Origin of the sequence: Portibacter lacus (genome assembly GCF_021533215.1) — a bacterium.
Lineage (GTDB): Bacteria > Bacteroidota > Bacteroidia > Chitinophagales > Saprospiraceae > Portibacter > Portibacter lacus.
The window spans coordinates 73,077-89,772 of the sequence record NZ_JAJNKA010000017.1 but is presented as its reverse complement, the minus strand read 5'-3'; the positions used below and the strand labels follow the sequence as shown (position 1 = coordinate 89,772).

Sequence of the window (16,696 nt, the reverse complement as noted above, 5' to 3'; positions counted from 1 at the left end):
TATCATTGGATATTAGAAAGTATGAAACTTATTTCCGTTGGTAATCTTACTGCTCTTATTTCTTAAATGAGGAATGGTATACCCTAACCTAAACTCCCACGCCCCCTTACTATTATTATATTTTGCCAATGATGAAACCGTGATATCGTAAGCTAATCCGAACCTGAAATTATTATAATCCGAATTTAATGTTAGAAATAATGATTCCATTCCTACTCCACCTTCATTAGATACCATTCTTGCAAAAAATCCAAAATCTATTGCAAATTCATAATCATCTTCATTATCCATCCCTATTCCTGAACCTAACAAAAACTGCAAAGATTTGCCTTGTCGGATGAAAATCGCCGATGGAGAAATCGAAAGCAAATCAGAGACTTTACTATGGAGGCTTCCATGCATATTATATCTTAAGGTCAAAGGCTCATTCCCATTCTCGAATAGGGAGATGTTCGGTTGTGTAAGGTGATAAATAGAAAAACCCAAATCAGCTGAAAGGCCTTCTTTCAAATTAGCATACCAAGTTAATCCCGCATTTAGATCAGCGAACATACCTGAACGACCATTTGTATTCGCCAAAATTTCGTCTTCCCTTGGATCTTTTGTTTCATCTACTGTATTAAATGCAGTATCAAATTGATTTCCAAACCAAAATCTACTCCAGTTCACACTCTTCTGTCCGCCTCCAAAAGCTGCACCTATTCCTATATAGTGCTCCCCTATTTTACTGTATTTGTCTGTTAATTTTTTCAAATAGCCAATGTTAAGGTGAGCCATATTACTTCCAACATGCCCCGTACCTCCTTTATCGCTTAGAATAGACAAACCATAGGTGAATTGGTCCGACTTGAATGAATGAGATCTGAAATTGGCTAGAACTTGAAACGTTCTTATCGGAAGTCCACCAGAAACAGAAGCCCCTTGCTCCCTAAAATTTAAATCGATATCTAAATCATTATTTTGAAGCGCCAGTAACGCAGGATTCAAAAGGTTCCTACTTTTATTCATCTGTGAGAATAACGCATCTTGTGCATGAAGATCTGATAAGATTGTCAATCCAAGTAAAATCAATGTATATTTTATTAGATGACTCATTTCATTAAGGTTGTGTTTCCTTCTAATGTATCATTAAATCCATTCTGATAGGTCACTTCTGCAAACCAATAATATAATCCAGATGGTAAAATTTCTCCTTTATAAACACCATCCCAACTTACATCCGATATAGATTCGCCTTCAGCTTCTGCAGTATAGACTAATTCACCCCAACGATTGTATATCTGAAATGAGTTTATCTCTTGAACACCTGCTGAAAAAACTTTTAGCTCATCATTTTCTCCATCGCCATTAGGAGTGAAAGCAGTAGGCACGAAAAATGGGCTATAATTTTCAAGCCGAATGGTAATAAAATCATTCCCACTACATCCATTCTCATCGGTTACAGCAAACTCAAAACTAGCTTCTCGTTCCCCTGTAAATATTGGATTAATACAAGTATTGCAACTCAACAAATCTATATTAGCAGACTTCCATAGCGCATCTAACTGACCAATATGATTATAGACTTCTGGCATAATCTGCACATTCTCACCAAAAGGAATCACGAGATCAGGGCCTAAAATAACAATAATTGGATCTGGTTCCGTGATAATAGTCTCTGGAAAAGTATCTACACATCCTTTAAAATCACTCACATACACCGTATAATTTCCTGCTTCTAAACTCGTAAATACATTGGTAGATTGAAATGCCTCTCCATCTATGCTATATCTATAAAATCCTGAACCGCCTTCAGCTTGGATTTCAATCTTTCCATTATTGCCATTATTGCAATTAACATCTTCGAATGTTAGCTCAACTCTGATAGGCTCATCTGGCTCATTGACTCTGGTGGAGTCGGTTAAAGTACAACCATTCGCATCAGTAACCGTAACATTATATTGCTCTGAAACAACATTCTCGATTGCTTTTCCACTTGCTTCATTGGTCCACATAAAAGTATAAGGTCCTGTACCACCTTGAACCACTGATTCCGCTCGTCCATCACTGCCTCCATAACAACTCACATCGATTACTCTAAAGTCCATATTTAAGGGCCTTGGTTCTTCTATAGCGAAACTGCTAAATCCGGTACATCCATTGCTATCCGTTATAGTCACCTGATAATTAGAACTAGTTAATCCATCAATTATACTTGATGTAGAGAAATCAACTTGACCATCCCATTGATAGGAAAAATTCCCACTACCTCCTACTCCCTCTATCTCTAAGACTCCATCTTGCTCACCAAAGCAACTTACGTTTGAAATATTCACCAGCCTTGCATCTACTGATTCAGGTGTACTAATTTCAATCACTTCTTGACCTGTGCACCCGAATTTATCTGTTAAAATAACTGAATAACTATTGCCACCTACTAAATTAAAAGCCTGAGTGGTCGTCTGTACAGGATTGGTATTCCACTTATATGTGAAGTTACTTATATCAGCAGAATTACTTCCATAAAACGCTTCTATAACTTGAGCACTTCCGTCATTGGTCTGAAAACACAACGATGGTGTATCTGAAAGATTAACAGAAATATTTTCAAGTTCTGAGACCGAAGATGAGGCAATAATCGTACAACTTCTTGAATCTGTTACCGTAACATTATAAACCCCTTTCGCTAAACTAACATTATTAGCTTGAGTAAAACCATTACTCCATTCAATAGTATAAGGAGCAGTCCCACCACTTGGTGCAACTGATAATTTCCCATTCGTGGTACCAAAACATATCGTATCAGGAATAGATATATTAGCTGAGAGCGCTTGAGATGGCTGCTCAATAAAGAAATCAAATGTTTCAGAGCAACCAGCTAAATCCGTATAAGTAACAAAGTAGTTTCCTGCAGGTACACCCATAATATTATTGGTATTCGCAGTAAAACCATTAGGCCCAGTCCAATTATATGTAAATGGAGGTCGTCCTCCAGATGCCGCGAAGAAAATCTGTCCTTTAGATTCTCCGAAACATGAGATCGGGAAAACAGTAAAATCTACCTCTATTTTCTTAGCTGGCTGTACCGTGAAGCTTGCAACTTTATTACAAGCATTACCATCTGTAATGGTAACAAAATATTCACCAGAACTTAAATTTTCGATGTTCGCATCTGAACTCATCATTCCATCAGGGCCATTCCATGAAAAGGAGTAAGGGATTGTGCCGCCTGAAATAACTAATTCAATTTTTGCATCCGTAGACCCTAAACAAGTAGGACCAAAGATTTTTTCTTCTATCAGAATCTCATCTGGAGATCCTATCTGGATACAAGAATCTAATTCACAAGATGTTCCGTCATTCAAGATAAAACAGTAAGTTGAATTAGGCAATCCCATCCTAGTAAAGGAAGTCGATCCATCATCCCACAAAATGGTCACATCACCATTAGGACTACTCACTCCATTTATTTCTATTTCACCAGCAGAACCATCATAGCAGATATTATCCACTTGAACGATAGAATAAACCATACCTAGAGGTTCTTCAATATTAAAAGTGCTAGTTTCTGAACAATTATTTCCATCGGTAACCATTAGAGTGTGTTCACCTTTAGTCAAGCCATCCACTGTTGAATTGCTGGATGAAACTCCATCCCATATGTAAGTATAAGGTCCTTCACCTCCTGTTACAGTTGCTGTCGCTCGTCCATCTGTCATTCCTAAACAAGAAATATCTTCTGGAGAAATGTCCAAAGTTAGCACTGCTCCTTCATCGATTGTAAATGGTTTGGGGATCTCGCAACCAAGAGCATCTGTAACAGTGACTACATAGAATCCTTCTGAAAGATTTTCATTAGAACTTTCTGTTGTTCCATCTTCCCACAAATAGGTAAATGGTCCATTACCAGAAACGATATTTATTTCAGCTTTCCCATTATTCCCATCTTTGCATAAAGGAGCAGTCACATCAACATCATATAAAAATTGCTCTAACATAGGAATATCCAATGTTCCGAAAGCTTCGCAATTGTTATCATCGGTGACTGTAACAAAATAAGTCCCTGGTGATAAATCTACGGCTACTTGGTCGGTCGTCAAATTAGACCATAAATAGGTGTATGGAGGAGTACCTCCGCTGACATTAAATGAACCTGTAATTTCACTTACCACATTACAAGCTTGACTCAACTTATAGCCGCCATTCAGAAAAAATTCATCAGGACCAGTCATAGTGAATTCTTCAGATCGCACACACCCTGTATTGTCAGTAACTGTATATTCATTTACCCCAATGGGTATATTCGTAAAATCTCCAGTTGTGTTGCTGACACCATTTATCTCGAAATTAAATGGTCCAGACCCCGTTGCTACAAGATTCACTTCTCCATCATTTCCACCTGGACACGTTACTTCATTAACTATATTAACAACAACAGTTGGTTTCGCACAAGCATCTGTTTCGCACTGAACCAGTGCTATTGAAGAATTGCAATCTTCACTAACTGCCATTATTTCTATATCGAAGGTCGTGCTACTAGATAAGGAGGTAAAAGTATAGTCCGTTTCAGAAGTCTGCATCCATGCGCCTCCGTCAATTCTGATTTCGTATCCCGTTGCATTTGCAATATCATTCCAGATCACCTCTATAGAATTTTGGCTAACTTGATTACAACTTATTATGGGTTCGTCTAAATTCTGAGCGACAAAAATCATCATAGACTCCTCTCTTTCACATCCATACGAATCAATAATCTTCAACGTAAATTCAGTGTCTTCTTCGGGCTCAACGGTTATATCCTCACAACTTCCACATAGCGTGGTGCTTGGGTTAGCTGTCCACTCATACGTTAAATCATAAAAAGACTTAAAGGTTATCGACCAGCCATCTAATATACCAGTAGCACCTTCAAAATCATCCAGAACTAATAATCTCCATGTCCCATTTGTTGGATTATCACCATCCCAAAGATCTGCCCATTCTCCCTCAGGCTTAAAATCTCCTGTATATCTTTCATTACTCGAAAAGATAGGGCCCACTAAGTTTTGCCCATTATTGATCTCAGTTATCGCATCTGGAGTAAAGCAAGTATTCTTAAAACTATCAACATCTGCAAAATTATTCGCTTTAAAACCATTATCGGTGCTAAGTTCTAAAAACTGCCCACCTGGGGAAATCAAATAAATATCTAAGTCCGTTAGATCTCGATGCTCGATCCCTTTAATACAAACCCGTTCAATACTATTAGCTGTGAGGATAGTCGGAATTACTCCTGAAACTTGAATATCTGAATAAACGGGTTCTAACTCAGGATCTATGTCAATTTTTGTTAGGTTTTCAAAATATGGTGATGGAGGCAATGTAAACCCTGGGTCTAATTCTGATTCTATCAAGTATGAATCTCCGCTGCAGATCGTAACGTCATCAGGAAGAATTGGTGCAAATAAGTCATCATCCCGAATCATAATTTCAAATCTTTTTCGATTGCAAAGATCTACTTGGATTTCAAAAACAATAACCTCATCACCTTCTGATGTCCCGTCTAAGTATGCTTCCAAAGGAACTGATACTGATTTAGATCCCGCTGGAATAATCAATTGATCAGGAATAGCAGGATAATCCACATCTGGGGTAGCCGAATTTGGCTCCGTAAAGAAATCAATATCAATAATATAATCTTCTTTAACTGTTTCAGGAAGGACAAATTCAAGTTCTCCTGAGCCACATCCTTCTGCCAAGCTACCATCTACGCTTAAGGAATTAAGCGAAACGGCTAAAGTCCCTGTTCCAAAACTTTTTGCTTCTAGAAAAACCACTGAATTCAGTAATTTATCCACCGCATCTGCAACACCAAGTTTGATAGTATACTCTTCACAAGGAATTACAACCACTTCTGCTGTAAACACGTCTAAATAAGCATTATGCTGGAAGTGTTCTGTGCCAATGGGAACTTCATTATAATATTCTTCGAAGGCTGCTGGACAATTAGAACTTCCTTGCCCATGAACAGTATTAATAGAAACTGGCATATCTGTAAAAGTTAAGCCTGTAGGATCAGATAATTCTGGAATCAAAGCAATATTCTTAGCGTCGTAATTCCCACCATCCGGATTCGGACCAGTAACAAAGAATCCAAATACATCATTCTTATCACAAATAAACTCAGGGTACTCTTCTGAAGCAAAAACGTAATTAAATCTCAAAGTATCAGAAGAAGGAATAAAACTGATGGTGTAAAGAGCGACGTCATTAACAACTTCATTCGCAATTGCTTCCAGATCTGGATCTTGGTCATTCGAATTAGACATCTGGTCGCCACTATCATTCAGCGTCTCATTTTTATTAGTCGTAGTAGAAACTTGACCAGTGGAAAGCACGATACCTCGCTCTAAGTTTATCTCTTCCATTCCAGACGAAAAATATCCAACAGATCTACTATCACCTTTATAATTTATACTCGTAACTTCTACACCGCTTCCTAAGAAAACGTTTCGGATTAAATTCTCTGGTGTATAAGGTTGCGTATTAGCATCTGTTATTTTTAACTGTCCGTTCAGGTCTGTTAAAATTAAGAGGAAGAATACTAAATATATAAGTTTACTTGGTTTCACTTATTTCACCATTAAATATAATAATACTTAATCTCTCGTCTGCTCGAGTTTATACTTTATCGATAGAACTTCACAAGATATATAAAAAATGTTTGTTGAATAAACATGATTTATAACGTATTTGTCTAAAATATGTAACATCTTGATTGGTATATCTTACATTTGTTAAACATGAACAAGTTTTTAAAAAACATACTTTCCTCCTGTTTAGGAAGTTTATTAGCTATAACAATAATTATCTTAACTACTGCGATAATTATTACTTCCTATACCTCAAAAAGCAAGCCTAATCAGAAAGGAATTCTCCATATTAACGTAAATGGTGCCGTTAGTGATTTCCAAAGCGGTGAATTTAATTTTGCTGATTTAAATTTCAATGAGAAAAAGTTGCACTTATGGGACTTAAGGAACAAGATCTTTGCCGCCTCAACTGATGATAAAATTAAGGCGATTTTCTTAGAATTCGATAATGCTCAGATTTCTCAGGAACTTACCATGGAGATTGCACAATATCTAACTGATTTCAGAAAAAATGGAAAGAAAGTTTTCTCTTATTCTTACTACTATAATCAGAATGCGTATTTACTTAGTTCTTATGGTGACCGTGTAATTCTTAATCCAAATGGAAGCATAGACCTTAAAGGTTACGCCATCTATTCTCCATTCTTTAGTAGCTTGTTAGAAAAATTAAATATTGACATCAATATATACTATGCTGGAAAATATAAATCTAGTACAGAACCGTATAGATTAAATGAATTCAGTGAAGAGAACAAATTTCAAACTCGTATCTATCTCAATCAATTAAAAGAAACCCTCTTGAATTCTATTTATGAAACAAGGGCCATTGACAAGGATATATTAAATGAGATTTTAGATGGTTCCAATTACTATGACGCAGAAATGCTTAAAAAAGTCAATATTATTGATGACGTCATGTATTTGGACGAATTTAAGCAGTTATTAAAAGACGAGTTTGAAACTAATGAATTCGTATCATTTTCTGATTATGAGATCCCGAAATCAAAAATTAAGCATCCTAAAAATGCAATTGTGTTTGCAGAGGGTGAGATAATTTGGGATGGAAGTGGTGTAGGTGTGAGTAATGGCAAGTTAGCTAAGACATTTAAGAAAATTAAAGAAGATGAGGATATCGAAACGGTCGTTCTTAGGATTAACTCACCTGGTGGAAATGGATACGCCTCTGATTTAATCTATCATGAAATTCAGGCTCTACGAAAAGATGGAAAGAAAGTTTATGCTTCATTAGGTGAATATGCCGCTTCAGGTGGATATTATATTGCCTCTGCATGTGATTCTATTTTTGCATCAGAAAACACATTAACGGGTTCTATAGGCGTTTATCTTATGCTACCTACGATTGATCGATTCTTAGAAAACGAATTACTAGTCTCCGTAGACAGCATCAAATCGAATAAAAATGCGATTGGATACTCTCCACTTATGTCAATTGATGCAAATGAAGAAAAAAAATTAATTTATCAGACAGAAAAATTATACCAGCTTTTTTTAGAGCGAGTTTCGGAAGGAAGAGGGATTTCTAAAGACAGTATTCATGAGCTCGCTCAAGGCAGAATATGGACAGGAAAAGATGCTTTAGGCAATGGATTAGTGGATGATTTAAAGTCATTAGATGAAGTTTTAGAAATGCTAAACAGCCGTAGTACGGGGATTCGCGTATATCCAGAGGAAAATGCAAGTGTATTAGATCAACTAATGGAAAATGGGGTTGGCAATTTTGCGGCATCTAGTAAAAATGAAATAAAATTTATCAATTCTCATATGATAGAATTCAATAATTTATTGAAGAAACCAGAACCGATGATGAGGCTAATAAAGGGTAGTTTTGTCACAATACAGTAAAAAAAAATTATTTTTTAAAAATTATATTGTATAATTGCATAAAGAAACACAACTTTGTGTCAGGATAACAATAAATGCTAAAATAAAGATTTAGCTTCAAGATAAAGTTTTTCATGGTGTGTTAATGGGTAGGATCTCGGACCTCTTTCCGTATTTCCTACCCTTTTTTTATGTACATTCGCGAACATTACCATTCATACAGTACGATATCATTTGCCTCGATTCGATAATAAACATCTTATTATTTCAATGATCATAGTGGTTTTTAAAGGGTAGCTCTATTATAGATTGTCTTTTTATTATACAAACTCTAAAAATCACTCATGAAATCCAACTTGAATTTTTCATACCTTCTATTTTTCGTATTAATCACACTTAGCAGTTGTAGCAAATTAGTTGATCCTGAAGGCTTAGAAAATAAACAATGTGAATTTAGTATAGATAAGGTAACACTGGATCCGGTATGCAGTTTCAATCCACGAGTGAATCCGACAGTTAATTTCCCTGTCAGAATTTTATACAACGGGCAAAATCTAGATCATTCAGAATTTGGCATCCTGTGGAGTTCTGATCCAGATTTTAAATCTAATGCGATCAGCATCTCCTAAGAAAACCTGCCTTTATCAGGAATTGTGACTGAAAGAAGCACTGACTGTATTATAGAAACCAGTATCACTAAAACTTACTGGGATTAAAAACAGCTTAATACGAAAAAGTGATTAGTAGTCAGCACCTATCTACTCTGGCTTCTCGTGCTTAACTTCATTATTCGAATTGATGATTAGTCTGAGGGATTGATCATAAGTCATGTAGTTCCAGATCCAATTAAAGAAAACAACAATCTTATTTCTAGTCCCGATCAAGGCATACAAGTGTACAAATAACCAAATAAGCCAAGCGAAAAATCCTTTGAATTTAAAACCGCCAATTTCCGCAACGGCCTTGTTTCGACCTATGGTTGCCATTGTACCTAGATCTCTATATTTAAATGGCTTTAACGCTTTGCCTTGTTGTCGTCTCTTGAAATTCAAAGCAAGATTCTTTCCTTGTTGAATCGCTGGTTGCGCAACTTGTGGATGACCGTAAGGATATTCTTCAGACATCATGCACGCTAAATCTCCAATAGCATAAATATCATCATAACCTTTTACCTTATTAAAATCATCTACTAAAATTCTATTTCTGCTGTTAAAGCTTTCTTCGCTGATTCCATCCATCCTACTGCAAGTCACTCCTGCTGCCCATATCAGCTTTCCTGCTTTAATCTTTCCGCCATCCTTAGTTATTACGAATTCTCCGTCATAATCCACCACCCTAGTATTCTTCTTCACAATTACACCTCTTTCCTTCAGATATCGTTCAGCGGTATTTCCATGTTTCGGATCCATACCTTGCAACAACTGATCAGAACCTTGAAGCAAATAAATATCTACTTCTTTGGCATCTAATTCTTTATAATCTTTAGGAAGGATATACTTCTTCATTTCAGATAAAGCTCCTGCTACTTCTACCCCTGTCGGACCGCCACCTACTATGACTATATCTAAGAACCACTGCCTTTTCTCAAAATCACTTTCTATAATCGCTTGCTCATAATCGCTGAGCATTGTATTTCTTAAATTTAGCGCTTGCCCCGTCGACTTGATTGTGAATGCTTTTTCTTCGAATGCTTTATTACCGAAAAAATTTGTCTTTGCACCATACCCCAATACTAAGTGATCAAAATTAATGTGTCCGATATCTGTATTAATTCGCTTCGCCTCTGGTTCTACATTCTGCACCTCTCCTATTCTGAAATAAATATTATCGAAGCGCTGAAAGGCCTTTCTAAACGGAAAACTAATAGAACTAGGTTCCAGTCCTGCCATCGCCACCTGATAAAAAAGTGGTTGGAATTGGTGGTAATTTCTCTTATCTACTAGTACTACCTGATAATTACACTTAGCTAATTTTTTAGCCAGCATCAGTCCTCCGAAACCACCTCCAACGATCACAATTCTTTCCTGATCAGACTCTGGAATATTTACGCGCATATTTTCTCTTTCTAGATTATTGAAGTAAAAATAACCTTTTATGTTTTGTCTGAAACATTTCGCAATAATTTATGGTTACTTCTATATGAAATCTGCTTTAATTCCAGTATTCCCGCTACCAATTGTCGTTTTTCCAGACGAAAATACCAATCTGCACATTTTTGAGCCGAGGTATAAACAATTGATTAATGAAGCTCATGCAAATGGGACAACATTTGGTATTCCTACATTTATTGAAAAACAAGATCTGTCATTCGGAACTGAAGTCCTTGTAAAAGAGATTGCGAAGATTTACCCTGATGGAAAACTAGATGTGAAGATTCAAGGAAAAAGAATTTTCAAGTTAACAAACTTCATACCTCGTATGAATGGTCGTTTGTATTCTGGTGCCGATATCCTTTTTGTTAAAAATGAAAGAAAAGGAAGTATTTCAAAAAATGAAAGAATTATCGAGTTGCTGAAAGACTTATACCTTTACCTTAAGATGCATAAGCCACTACCAAAAAGTGCTTTAGACTTTGATTCTTACCGAATAGGACATTACATTGGTTTATCCTTAAAGGAAGAACTAATACTATTATCAATTAACAACGAGGAAAGTAGACAAGATTTCATTATTACACACTTAGAAAGAATATTACCAGTACTCAAAGAAATGAATGCCTTAGAAAAGAAAATTCAGATGAATGGGCACTTTAGAAATATTATACCTCCTAATCTCTAGGCTCGAAATTAAGTCTCAATGAAAAGATGTGAGAATACAAAGCACCATTCTCTTCCCCTATCGCTCCTATATTAGTTAGTGCATAATCTACGCCGAATCGTCCAAGGTTCAATCCTAATCCAACATTAGGCTTTAAGGATAAATCTCTAGATCCGTTTACTTCATTAAGCGATCTTTCAACATCACCCAAACCAGCTCTTAAAAAAACCAGATTTTTATATCCTAATTCTGCTCCGATTGCTGGATCCAAGTTAAAATTCTGCCCACCTAGACCGGAAGCTCTACCATCTGTAGATAACCTCAAATTAGCTTCTACTGTATAAGAGATCATGGATTCACTTTCTTTATCACTATGATATGCAGCTCCTAAGGTTAGTTTAGGTAGTGCAATCTCAGTACTTGAACTAACAATTTCATTTCCAGTAGCAGCAAAAACTGCTTTTTCCTCTTCTGTAAAATTAATAGCCCATGTATTATAAGTTGTCGTAATATCTTGAGCCATTACCGCCCAGCTGAAATTCCTTGCTTCATAAATTAAACCTAGATCAGCCCCAAATCCCCAAGCATTAGCAAATTGGCCAATTCCTCTATTGATTATTTTAATGCTTCCACCTATACGCAGATTATCATTAATTATTGACCTTCCATACGATAAGAAGACCGCATAATCAACAGCTGAAAAAGATGTTACATCATCATAATTCACACTTCCATCTGGACCAATTAAATTTAATGTATATGGGATATTATCAATTCCGAATCTCACTACAGATAAAGCTCCATAGGATTTCGTATCTTCATCAAATCGCTTAACAATAGATCCATAATCATAATTCGCAATTCCAGCAAACCATTCTGCATGCATCGCATTCACTTGTAATGAAGTTTCTACATTCGTAAGCCCCGCTGGATTCCATAATGCAGCGGTTCCATCTTCCCCACTAGCTATTACAGCGCCCGACATTCCATGCGCTCTTGCTCCGGCACCTATATTCAAAAATTCATTGACAAATTTCTGTGCGGAAACAATTGTGGTAAAAAATATTCCAACAATTATTAGTAGTAAGCTTTTCTTCATTTATAATATCTATTGACTTGAGAAACGTAGGGAAATGCAAATATAGTGTGATCCTCAAACTTTCTTTATTACATTTACTAAAATAATCTGTATAAATGAAGAATCTTTTTTATTTCGCATGCCTTAGTTTGCTTTTTGGATTGAATAGTTGCAAATCTATCACCCAATCTAGTCCAGAAAGCATATATCCACTAAATAAATCCATTCAAGCTAAAAATGCAGCTGTTGTCACTGCACATTATGTGGCTTCGGAAGTAGGCAAAAGCATATTAGAGAAAGGTGGTAACGCTGTAGATGCAGCCATTGCCGTCCAGTTTGCATTAGATGTATGCTTTCCAGTTGCTGGTAATATCGGCGGTGGAGGTTTTATGATTTACAGAGAAAATGGCGGAGCGGTCTACACACTGGATTATAGGGAAAAGGCACCTCTAGCAGCAACTGCAGATATGTATCTTGATGAAAATGGCGATGCGGACCTTAACAAGAGCCAACTAGGCCATCTAGCAGTTGGTGTTCCTGGAAGTGTAGATGGAATGGTTCAAGCATATAAGCGCTTCAGTAAACTAAAAGACTGGAAAACCCTCGTTCAACCATCTGTCGATATTGCAAAAAAAGGATTTAAACTAACTGCATCTCAGGCTGCCTACCTTAATGAGACCAAACCAAAATTTGAAAAAGCGAATACCAGACCAAACCAGTTTTCTGATTCGAAGAGGTTCAAAACGGGAGAGTTACTTGTACAAAAGGATCTAGCCCGTGTCTATGAAGCCATCAGAGATAATGGCCGTGAAGGCTTTTATGGTGGCTGGGTGGCGGACTCTATCGTGGCAGAAATGAAACGTGGAAATGGTATTATCACATTAGAAGATCTTGAAAAATATCAAGCTAAGTGGCGAGAACCTGTTGCTGGATATTATGACGATTACAAAGTATATTCTATGGCACCACCGTCATCTGGAGGAGTATTACTAATACAGATGCTTGAAATGCTGGAAGACTATGATCTAAAGGATATGGGATTTCATTCTACGGAGTCCATCCACTTGATTACAGAAGTAGAAAGAAGAGCATTTGCAGACAGGGCAAAACACCTAGGTGATACAGATTTCTATCCAGTCCCATTGAAAGAAATGATGGATTCTTTATATGCTCGAAAAAGAATGATAGACTTCGATCCTAAACAAGCTTCTTTAAGCAGTCAAATAGGAGCTGGTGAACTCAAAGAAAGTGAACAAACAACTCATTTCTGCATTGTAGATAATGAAGGAAATGCAGTATCCATTACAACTACATTAAATGGAGGCTATGGTTCGAAAGTAATTGTAGGTGGAACGGGTATTTTTTTAAACAATGAAATGGATGATTTTAGCGCAAAACCTGGTACACCTAATATGTTTGGATTAATTGGAGCTGAAGCCAATAAGATCGAGCCTGAAAAAAGAATGTTGAGCTCCATGACACCTACGATTATCGAAAAGAATGGCGAGTTAGTAATGGTACTTGGTACTCCAGGTGGCTCGACTATTATAACCTCAGTCTTACAAGTCGCACTTAATTATATGGAATTCGGAATGGACGCCAATGAAGCAGTTCAGGCTTCTAGGTTCCATCATCAGTGGTTGCCCAATGTGATTACCTCAGAAAAATCAGCGATATCACCTGAAGTACTGAAGGAGTTAAATTCAATGGGACATGAAGTAGTAATTCGAGGAAAAATTGGAAGAATGGAAGCTATTATTAAAATGCAAGATGGTAGCCTTGATGCTGCCGCAGACACGAGAGGAGATGACCATGCAAGTGGATATTAACTCAATCATATGACATCCAGTTCAAATAAAATATCGACCTATCAAATCATTTTTAATGAAGCGAACAGTAGCTTCCAAAACAAGCATTGGTAATTTGGATAAATATTTGCAATAATCATTCTTGATGAAATCAAAAAAGCATAATAGTTTAAAATTTAAGATACACGAAATCATTTTCGAGGCGGATACACCTGCTGGGAAGTTCTTCGATGTAGCTTTATTGATTTTTATTATTGCTAGTGTTGTTGTTGCCTTAATAGAGTCGGTACCTTCATTGCACAACAGGTTCCCTAATCTCTTTTATATTTTCGAATGGATTTTCACCATTTTCTTTACCATTGAATACATATTACGATTGTATTCGACATTGAAACCGATAAAGTATGCCATGTCGTTCTATGGGATCATTGACTTACTAGCAATTCTACCTAAATATATTTCCATTTTCTTTGCTGGTACGAATTCTCTAATTGTAATTAGAGCACTTAGACTGTTAAGGATTTTCAGGATCTTTAAGATGGTTACTTTTGTCAGGGAAGCCGAAGTGATCAGTCAAGCTCTTTACAAATCAAGTCGAAAAATACTTGTGTTTTTATTCGCCATCCTTATGATCGTCGTCATAGTAGGATCGATTATGTACTTAGTAGAAGGTGGAGTTAACCCAGATTTCGATAGTATTCCAAGGAGTATTTACTGGGCAATTGTGACTTTAACAACTGTAGGATATGGAGACATTTCACCAAATACAAGTTTCGGTCAATTTATAGCCGCCTTCGTAATGATATTGGGTTACGCCGTTATAGCCGTTCCTACAGGAATCGTTACAAATGAACTTATGAACCCGAAAAAGGTTCAAGTAAATACACAATGTTGTATGCATTGCAGCAGATCAGGACACGATGATGATGCAACTTTCTGCAAGTATTGCGGAAATCTAATAAATGGTGAATAATGAATAATATTATAGATAACATTACTTCAGATATCAAAGGGTTAATCTTTGATTTGGACGGTACATTAGCGGATACCATTCCGCTACATTTGCAAGCATGGCAAAGCACAGCTCAAGAACTAAATTTCTATCTAACGGATGAAATGATTCTAGAACATTCAGGAACGCCCACAGAAAAAATAGCGGAAATGCTAGGCTCACTCCACGGATGGAATACGAATCCTGAAGTCGTTGCTGACACCAAGCGAAAATACTATTATGAGCATAAGGCGCAAGCGGGAAAAACTACACCGATTCAAAAGATCTTAGATATCGCTTATGAATATCATCATAAATTACCAATGTGCGTAGGAACGGGATCCACAAGAGATGGAGCGTTAAAATCGTTAGCTGATATTAACGCTACACATTTATTCGACATCATCGTTACCGCAGATGATGTAGATCACCCGAAACCACATCCTGAGACCTTCCTTAAAGCGGTGGATCATATGGGCCTAAAACCTGCTGAATGCATAGTCTTCGAAGATGGTGCAGCAGGTATTAAAGCTGCTATCTCTGGAGGGATGAAGCTCGTTGATGTTAGGCCTTGGTTAAACTAAACAATCTGCCATAAAAAGCGTTAAGATTAAAATAGATTTTATGGAAAAAGCAATTTTAGCAGGCGGGTGTTTTTGGTGTACAGAGGCTGTTTTTCAAGACATAAAAGGTGTGGACCAAGTTATTTCCGGTTATATAGATGGGCATGTAAAAAATCCCGGATACAGAGAAGTGTGCGCAGGAACAACAGGTCATACCGAGGCAATTGAAATCACCTTTGACCCTGAAGTCATATCGTTCGAAGAATTACTCGAAATATTTTGGACCACCCACGATCCTACTACACTTAATAGACAAGGAAATGATGTAGGAACTCAATATAGATCCGGTATATACTATCTAAATGCTGACCAGAAATCAATCGCTGAAAAATCGAAATCTGAAGTGGCTACTGCCATCTGGGATGATCCGATTGTGACTGAGGTCAAAGAAGCTACTACCTTTTACACTGCAGAACCTTATCATCAGAACTACTATAAAAGGAATTCGCACGTAGGATATTGTGCAGTTGTTATCGGCCCTAAAGTTGCGAAAGCTAGAAATAAATTTGCTCACAAAATAAAAGCATCCTAATGTCAGAATATAATAAATTAACACCAGAAGAAGAAAGAGTAATCCTTAACAAAGGAACAGAAAGGCCTTTCACAGGAGAATATGATAATCATTATGAATCTGGCACTTATGTCTGCAGACAATGCAACACCCCACTCTACAGATCTGAAGACAAATTTGATGCACGTTGCGGATGGCCAGCATTCGATGATGAGATCCCAGGTGCTATAGAGAAAGTAAGAGATGCTGATGGAAGAAGAGTTGAAATCATTTGCTCAAATTGTAAAGGACACCTTGGACATGTTTTTACAGGTGAAAGAATAACGGAGAAAAACACACGTCACTGCGTTAATTCCATCAGTATGAAGTTTATTCCAGAATAGCGTTGATGCTCATAAGGTATTAGATGGTAGTTTAGTCATTTCTATAAATTTTCCTGCTTTTTTTGAAATTAATAATTAAATTTAAAGTATTA

12 protein-coding genes are annotated in these 16,696 nt (G+C 36.7%); 8 read left to right on the top strand and 4 right to left on the bottom strand.

Annotation, left to right across the window (positions count from 1 at the left end):
* Window positions 1-12: 12 nt before the first annotated feature.
* Together L2586_RS21850 and L2586_RS21845 are read right to left on the bottom strand one after the other, a co-directional pair.
* Window positions 13-1,095, bottom strand: a complete 1,083-nt coding sequence (locus L2586_RS21850) for a PorP/SprF family type IX secretion system membrane protein (RefSeq protein ID WP_235295091.1) — start codon at window positions 1,093-1,095, stop codon at window positions 13-15.
* Window positions 1,092-6,590: a choice-of-anchor L domain-containing protein gene (locus L2586_RS21845; RefSeq protein ID WP_235295090.1), complete on the bottom strand. Its 5,499-nt coding sequence runs from the start codon at window positions 6,588-6,590 to the stop codon at window positions 1,092-1,094. Before L2586_RS21845 ends, L2586_RS21850 begins: the two co-directional genes overlap by 4 nt.
* A gap of 171 nt (window positions 6,591-6,761) precedes the next feature.
* Between L2586_RS21845 and sppA the strand changes: the two genes are divergently transcribed.
* Together sppA and L2586_RS21835 are read left to right on the top strand one after the other, a co-directional pair.
* Window positions 6,762-8,474 (top strand): signal peptide peptidase SppA, encoded by a 1,713-nt coding sequence (gene sppA / locus L2586_RS21840; RefSeq protein WP_235295089.1) that lies wholly within the window; start codon window positions 6,762-6,764, stop codon window positions 8,472-8,474.
* A gap of 323 nt (window positions 8,475-8,797) precedes the next feature.
* Complete coding sequence (locus L2586_RS21835) at window positions 8,798-9,082, top strand: hypothetical protein (RefSeq protein ID WP_235295088.1); 285 nt, start codon at window positions 8,798-8,800, stop codon at window positions 9,080-9,082.
* Between the two features lie 129 nt (window positions 9,083-9,211).
* Here the strand turns inward: L2586_RS21835 and L2586_RS21830 are convergent, their stop codons facing one another.
* Window positions 9,212-10,507 carry an NAD(P)/FAD-dependent oxidoreductase gene (locus tag L2586_RS21830; RefSeq protein WP_235295087.1) on the bottom strand — a complete coding sequence of 432 codons (1,296 nt, stop codon included), beginning with the start codon at window positions 10,505-10,507 and terminating at the stop codon, window positions 9,212-9,214.
* 40 nt (window positions 10,508-10,547) lie between these two features.
* Here L2586_RS21830 and L2586_RS21825 point away from each other — a divergent pair, with 40 nt between their 5' ends.
* The gene (locus L2586_RS21825; RefSeq protein WP_235295086.1) at window positions 10,548-11,231 is read left to right on the top strand and encodes an LON peptidase substrate-binding domain-containing protein; all 684 of its coding nucleotides are present in this window, start codon (window positions 10,548-10,550) and stop codon (window positions 11,229-11,231) included.
* On the opposite strand, the gene L2586_RS21820 is transcribed toward L2586_RS21825, so the two are convergent.
* Window positions 11,221-12,309: a putative type IX sorting system protein PorV2 gene (locus tag L2586_RS21820; RefSeq protein WP_235295085.1), complete on the bottom strand. Its 1,089-nt coding sequence runs from the start codon at window positions 12,307-12,309 to the stop codon at window positions 11,221-11,223. The two genes, L2586_RS21825 and L2586_RS21820, sit on opposite strands and share 11 nt — an antisense overlap.
* A 95-nt stretch (window positions 12,310-12,404) precedes the next feature.
* Here L2586_RS21820 and ggt point away from each other — a divergent pair, with 95 nt between their 5' ends.
* The 5 genes from ggt (at window position 12,405) to L2586_RS21795 (ending at window position 16,604) form a co-directional block, all read left to right on the top strand.
* Window positions 12,405-14,117, top strand: a complete 1,713-nt coding sequence (gene ggt, locus L2586_RS21815; RefSeq protein ID WP_235295084.1) for a gamma-glutamyltransferase — start codon at window positions 12,405-12,407, stop codon at window positions 14,115-14,117.
* 124 nt (window positions 14,118-14,241) lie between these two features.
* Window positions 14,242-15,069 carry an ion transporter gene (locus L2586_RS21810; RefSeq protein WP_235295083.1) on the top strand — a complete coding sequence of 276 codons (828 nt, stop codon included), beginning with the start codon at window positions 14,242-14,244 and terminating at the stop codon, window positions 15,067-15,069.
* Window positions 15,069-15,671 (top strand): HAD family hydrolase, encoded by a 603-nt coding sequence (locus L2586_RS21805; protein WP_235295082.1) that lies wholly within the window; start codon window positions 15,069-15,071, stop codon window positions 15,669-15,671. Before L2586_RS21810 ends, L2586_RS21805 begins: the two co-directional genes overlap by 1 nt.
* Window positions 15,672-15,711: 40 nt before the next feature.
* A complete protein-coding gene (msrA, locus tag L2586_RS21800) occupies window positions 15,712-16,242 on the top strand; it encodes a peptide-methionine (S)-S-oxide reductase MsrA (protein ID WP_235295081.1) in 531 nt (176 codons plus the stop codon).
* The gene (locus L2586_RS21795) at window positions 16,242-16,604 is read left to right on the top strand and encodes a methionine-R-sulfoxide reductase (protein WP_235295080.1); all 363 of its coding nucleotides are present in this window, start codon (window positions 16,242-16,244) and stop codon (window positions 16,602-16,604) included. The genes msrA and L2586_RS21795 overlap by 1 nt, the downstream gene beginning before the upstream one ends.
* The last annotated feature ends 92 nt before the right edge of the window (window positions 16,605-16,696 follow it).

Bases quoted from the DNA above. Each gene is read 5' to 3' on its own strand.
- L2586_RS21850 (WP_235295091.1), bottom strand. From the start codon at position 1,095: ATGAGTCATCTAATAAAATATACATTGATTTTACTTGGATTGACAATC.
- sppA (WP_235295089.1), top strand. From the start codon at position 6,762: ATGAACAAGTTTTTAAAAAACATACTTTCCTCCTGTTTAGGAAGTTTA.
- L2586_RS21835 (WP_235295088.1), top strand. From the start codon at position 8,798: ATGAAATCCAACTTGAATTTTTCATACCTTCTATTTTTCGTATTAATC.
- L2586_RS21830 (WP_235295087.1), bottom strand. From the start codon at position 10,507: ATGCGCGTAAATATTCCAGAGTCTGATCAGGAAAGAATTGTGATCGTT.
- L2586_RS21825 (WP_235295086.1), top strand. From the start codon at position 10,548: ATGTTTTGTCTGAAACATTTCGCAATAATTTATGGTTACTTCTATATG.
- L2586_RS21820 (WP_235295085.1), bottom strand. From the start codon at position 12,309: ATGAAGAAAAGCTTACTACTAATAATTGTTGGAATATTTTTTACCACA.
- ggt (WP_235295084.1), top strand. From the start codon at position 12,405: ATGAAGAATCTTTTTTATTTCGCATGCCTTAGTTTGCTTTTTGGATTG.
- L2586_RS21810 (WP_235295083.1), top strand. From the start codon at position 14,242: ATGAAATCAAAAAAGCATAATAGTTTAAAATTTAAGATACACGAAATC.
- L2586_RS21805 (WP_235295082.1), top strand. From the start codon at position 15,069: ATGAATAATATTATAGATAACATTACTTCAGATATCAAAGGGTTAATC.
- msrA (WP_235295081.1), top strand. From the start codon at position 15,712: ATGGAAAAAGCAATTTTAGCAGGCGGGTGTTTTTGGTGTACAGAGGCT.
- L2586_RS21795 (WP_235295080.1), top strand. From the start codon at position 16,242: ATGTCAGAATATAATAAATTAACACCAGAAGAAGAAAGAGTAATCCTT.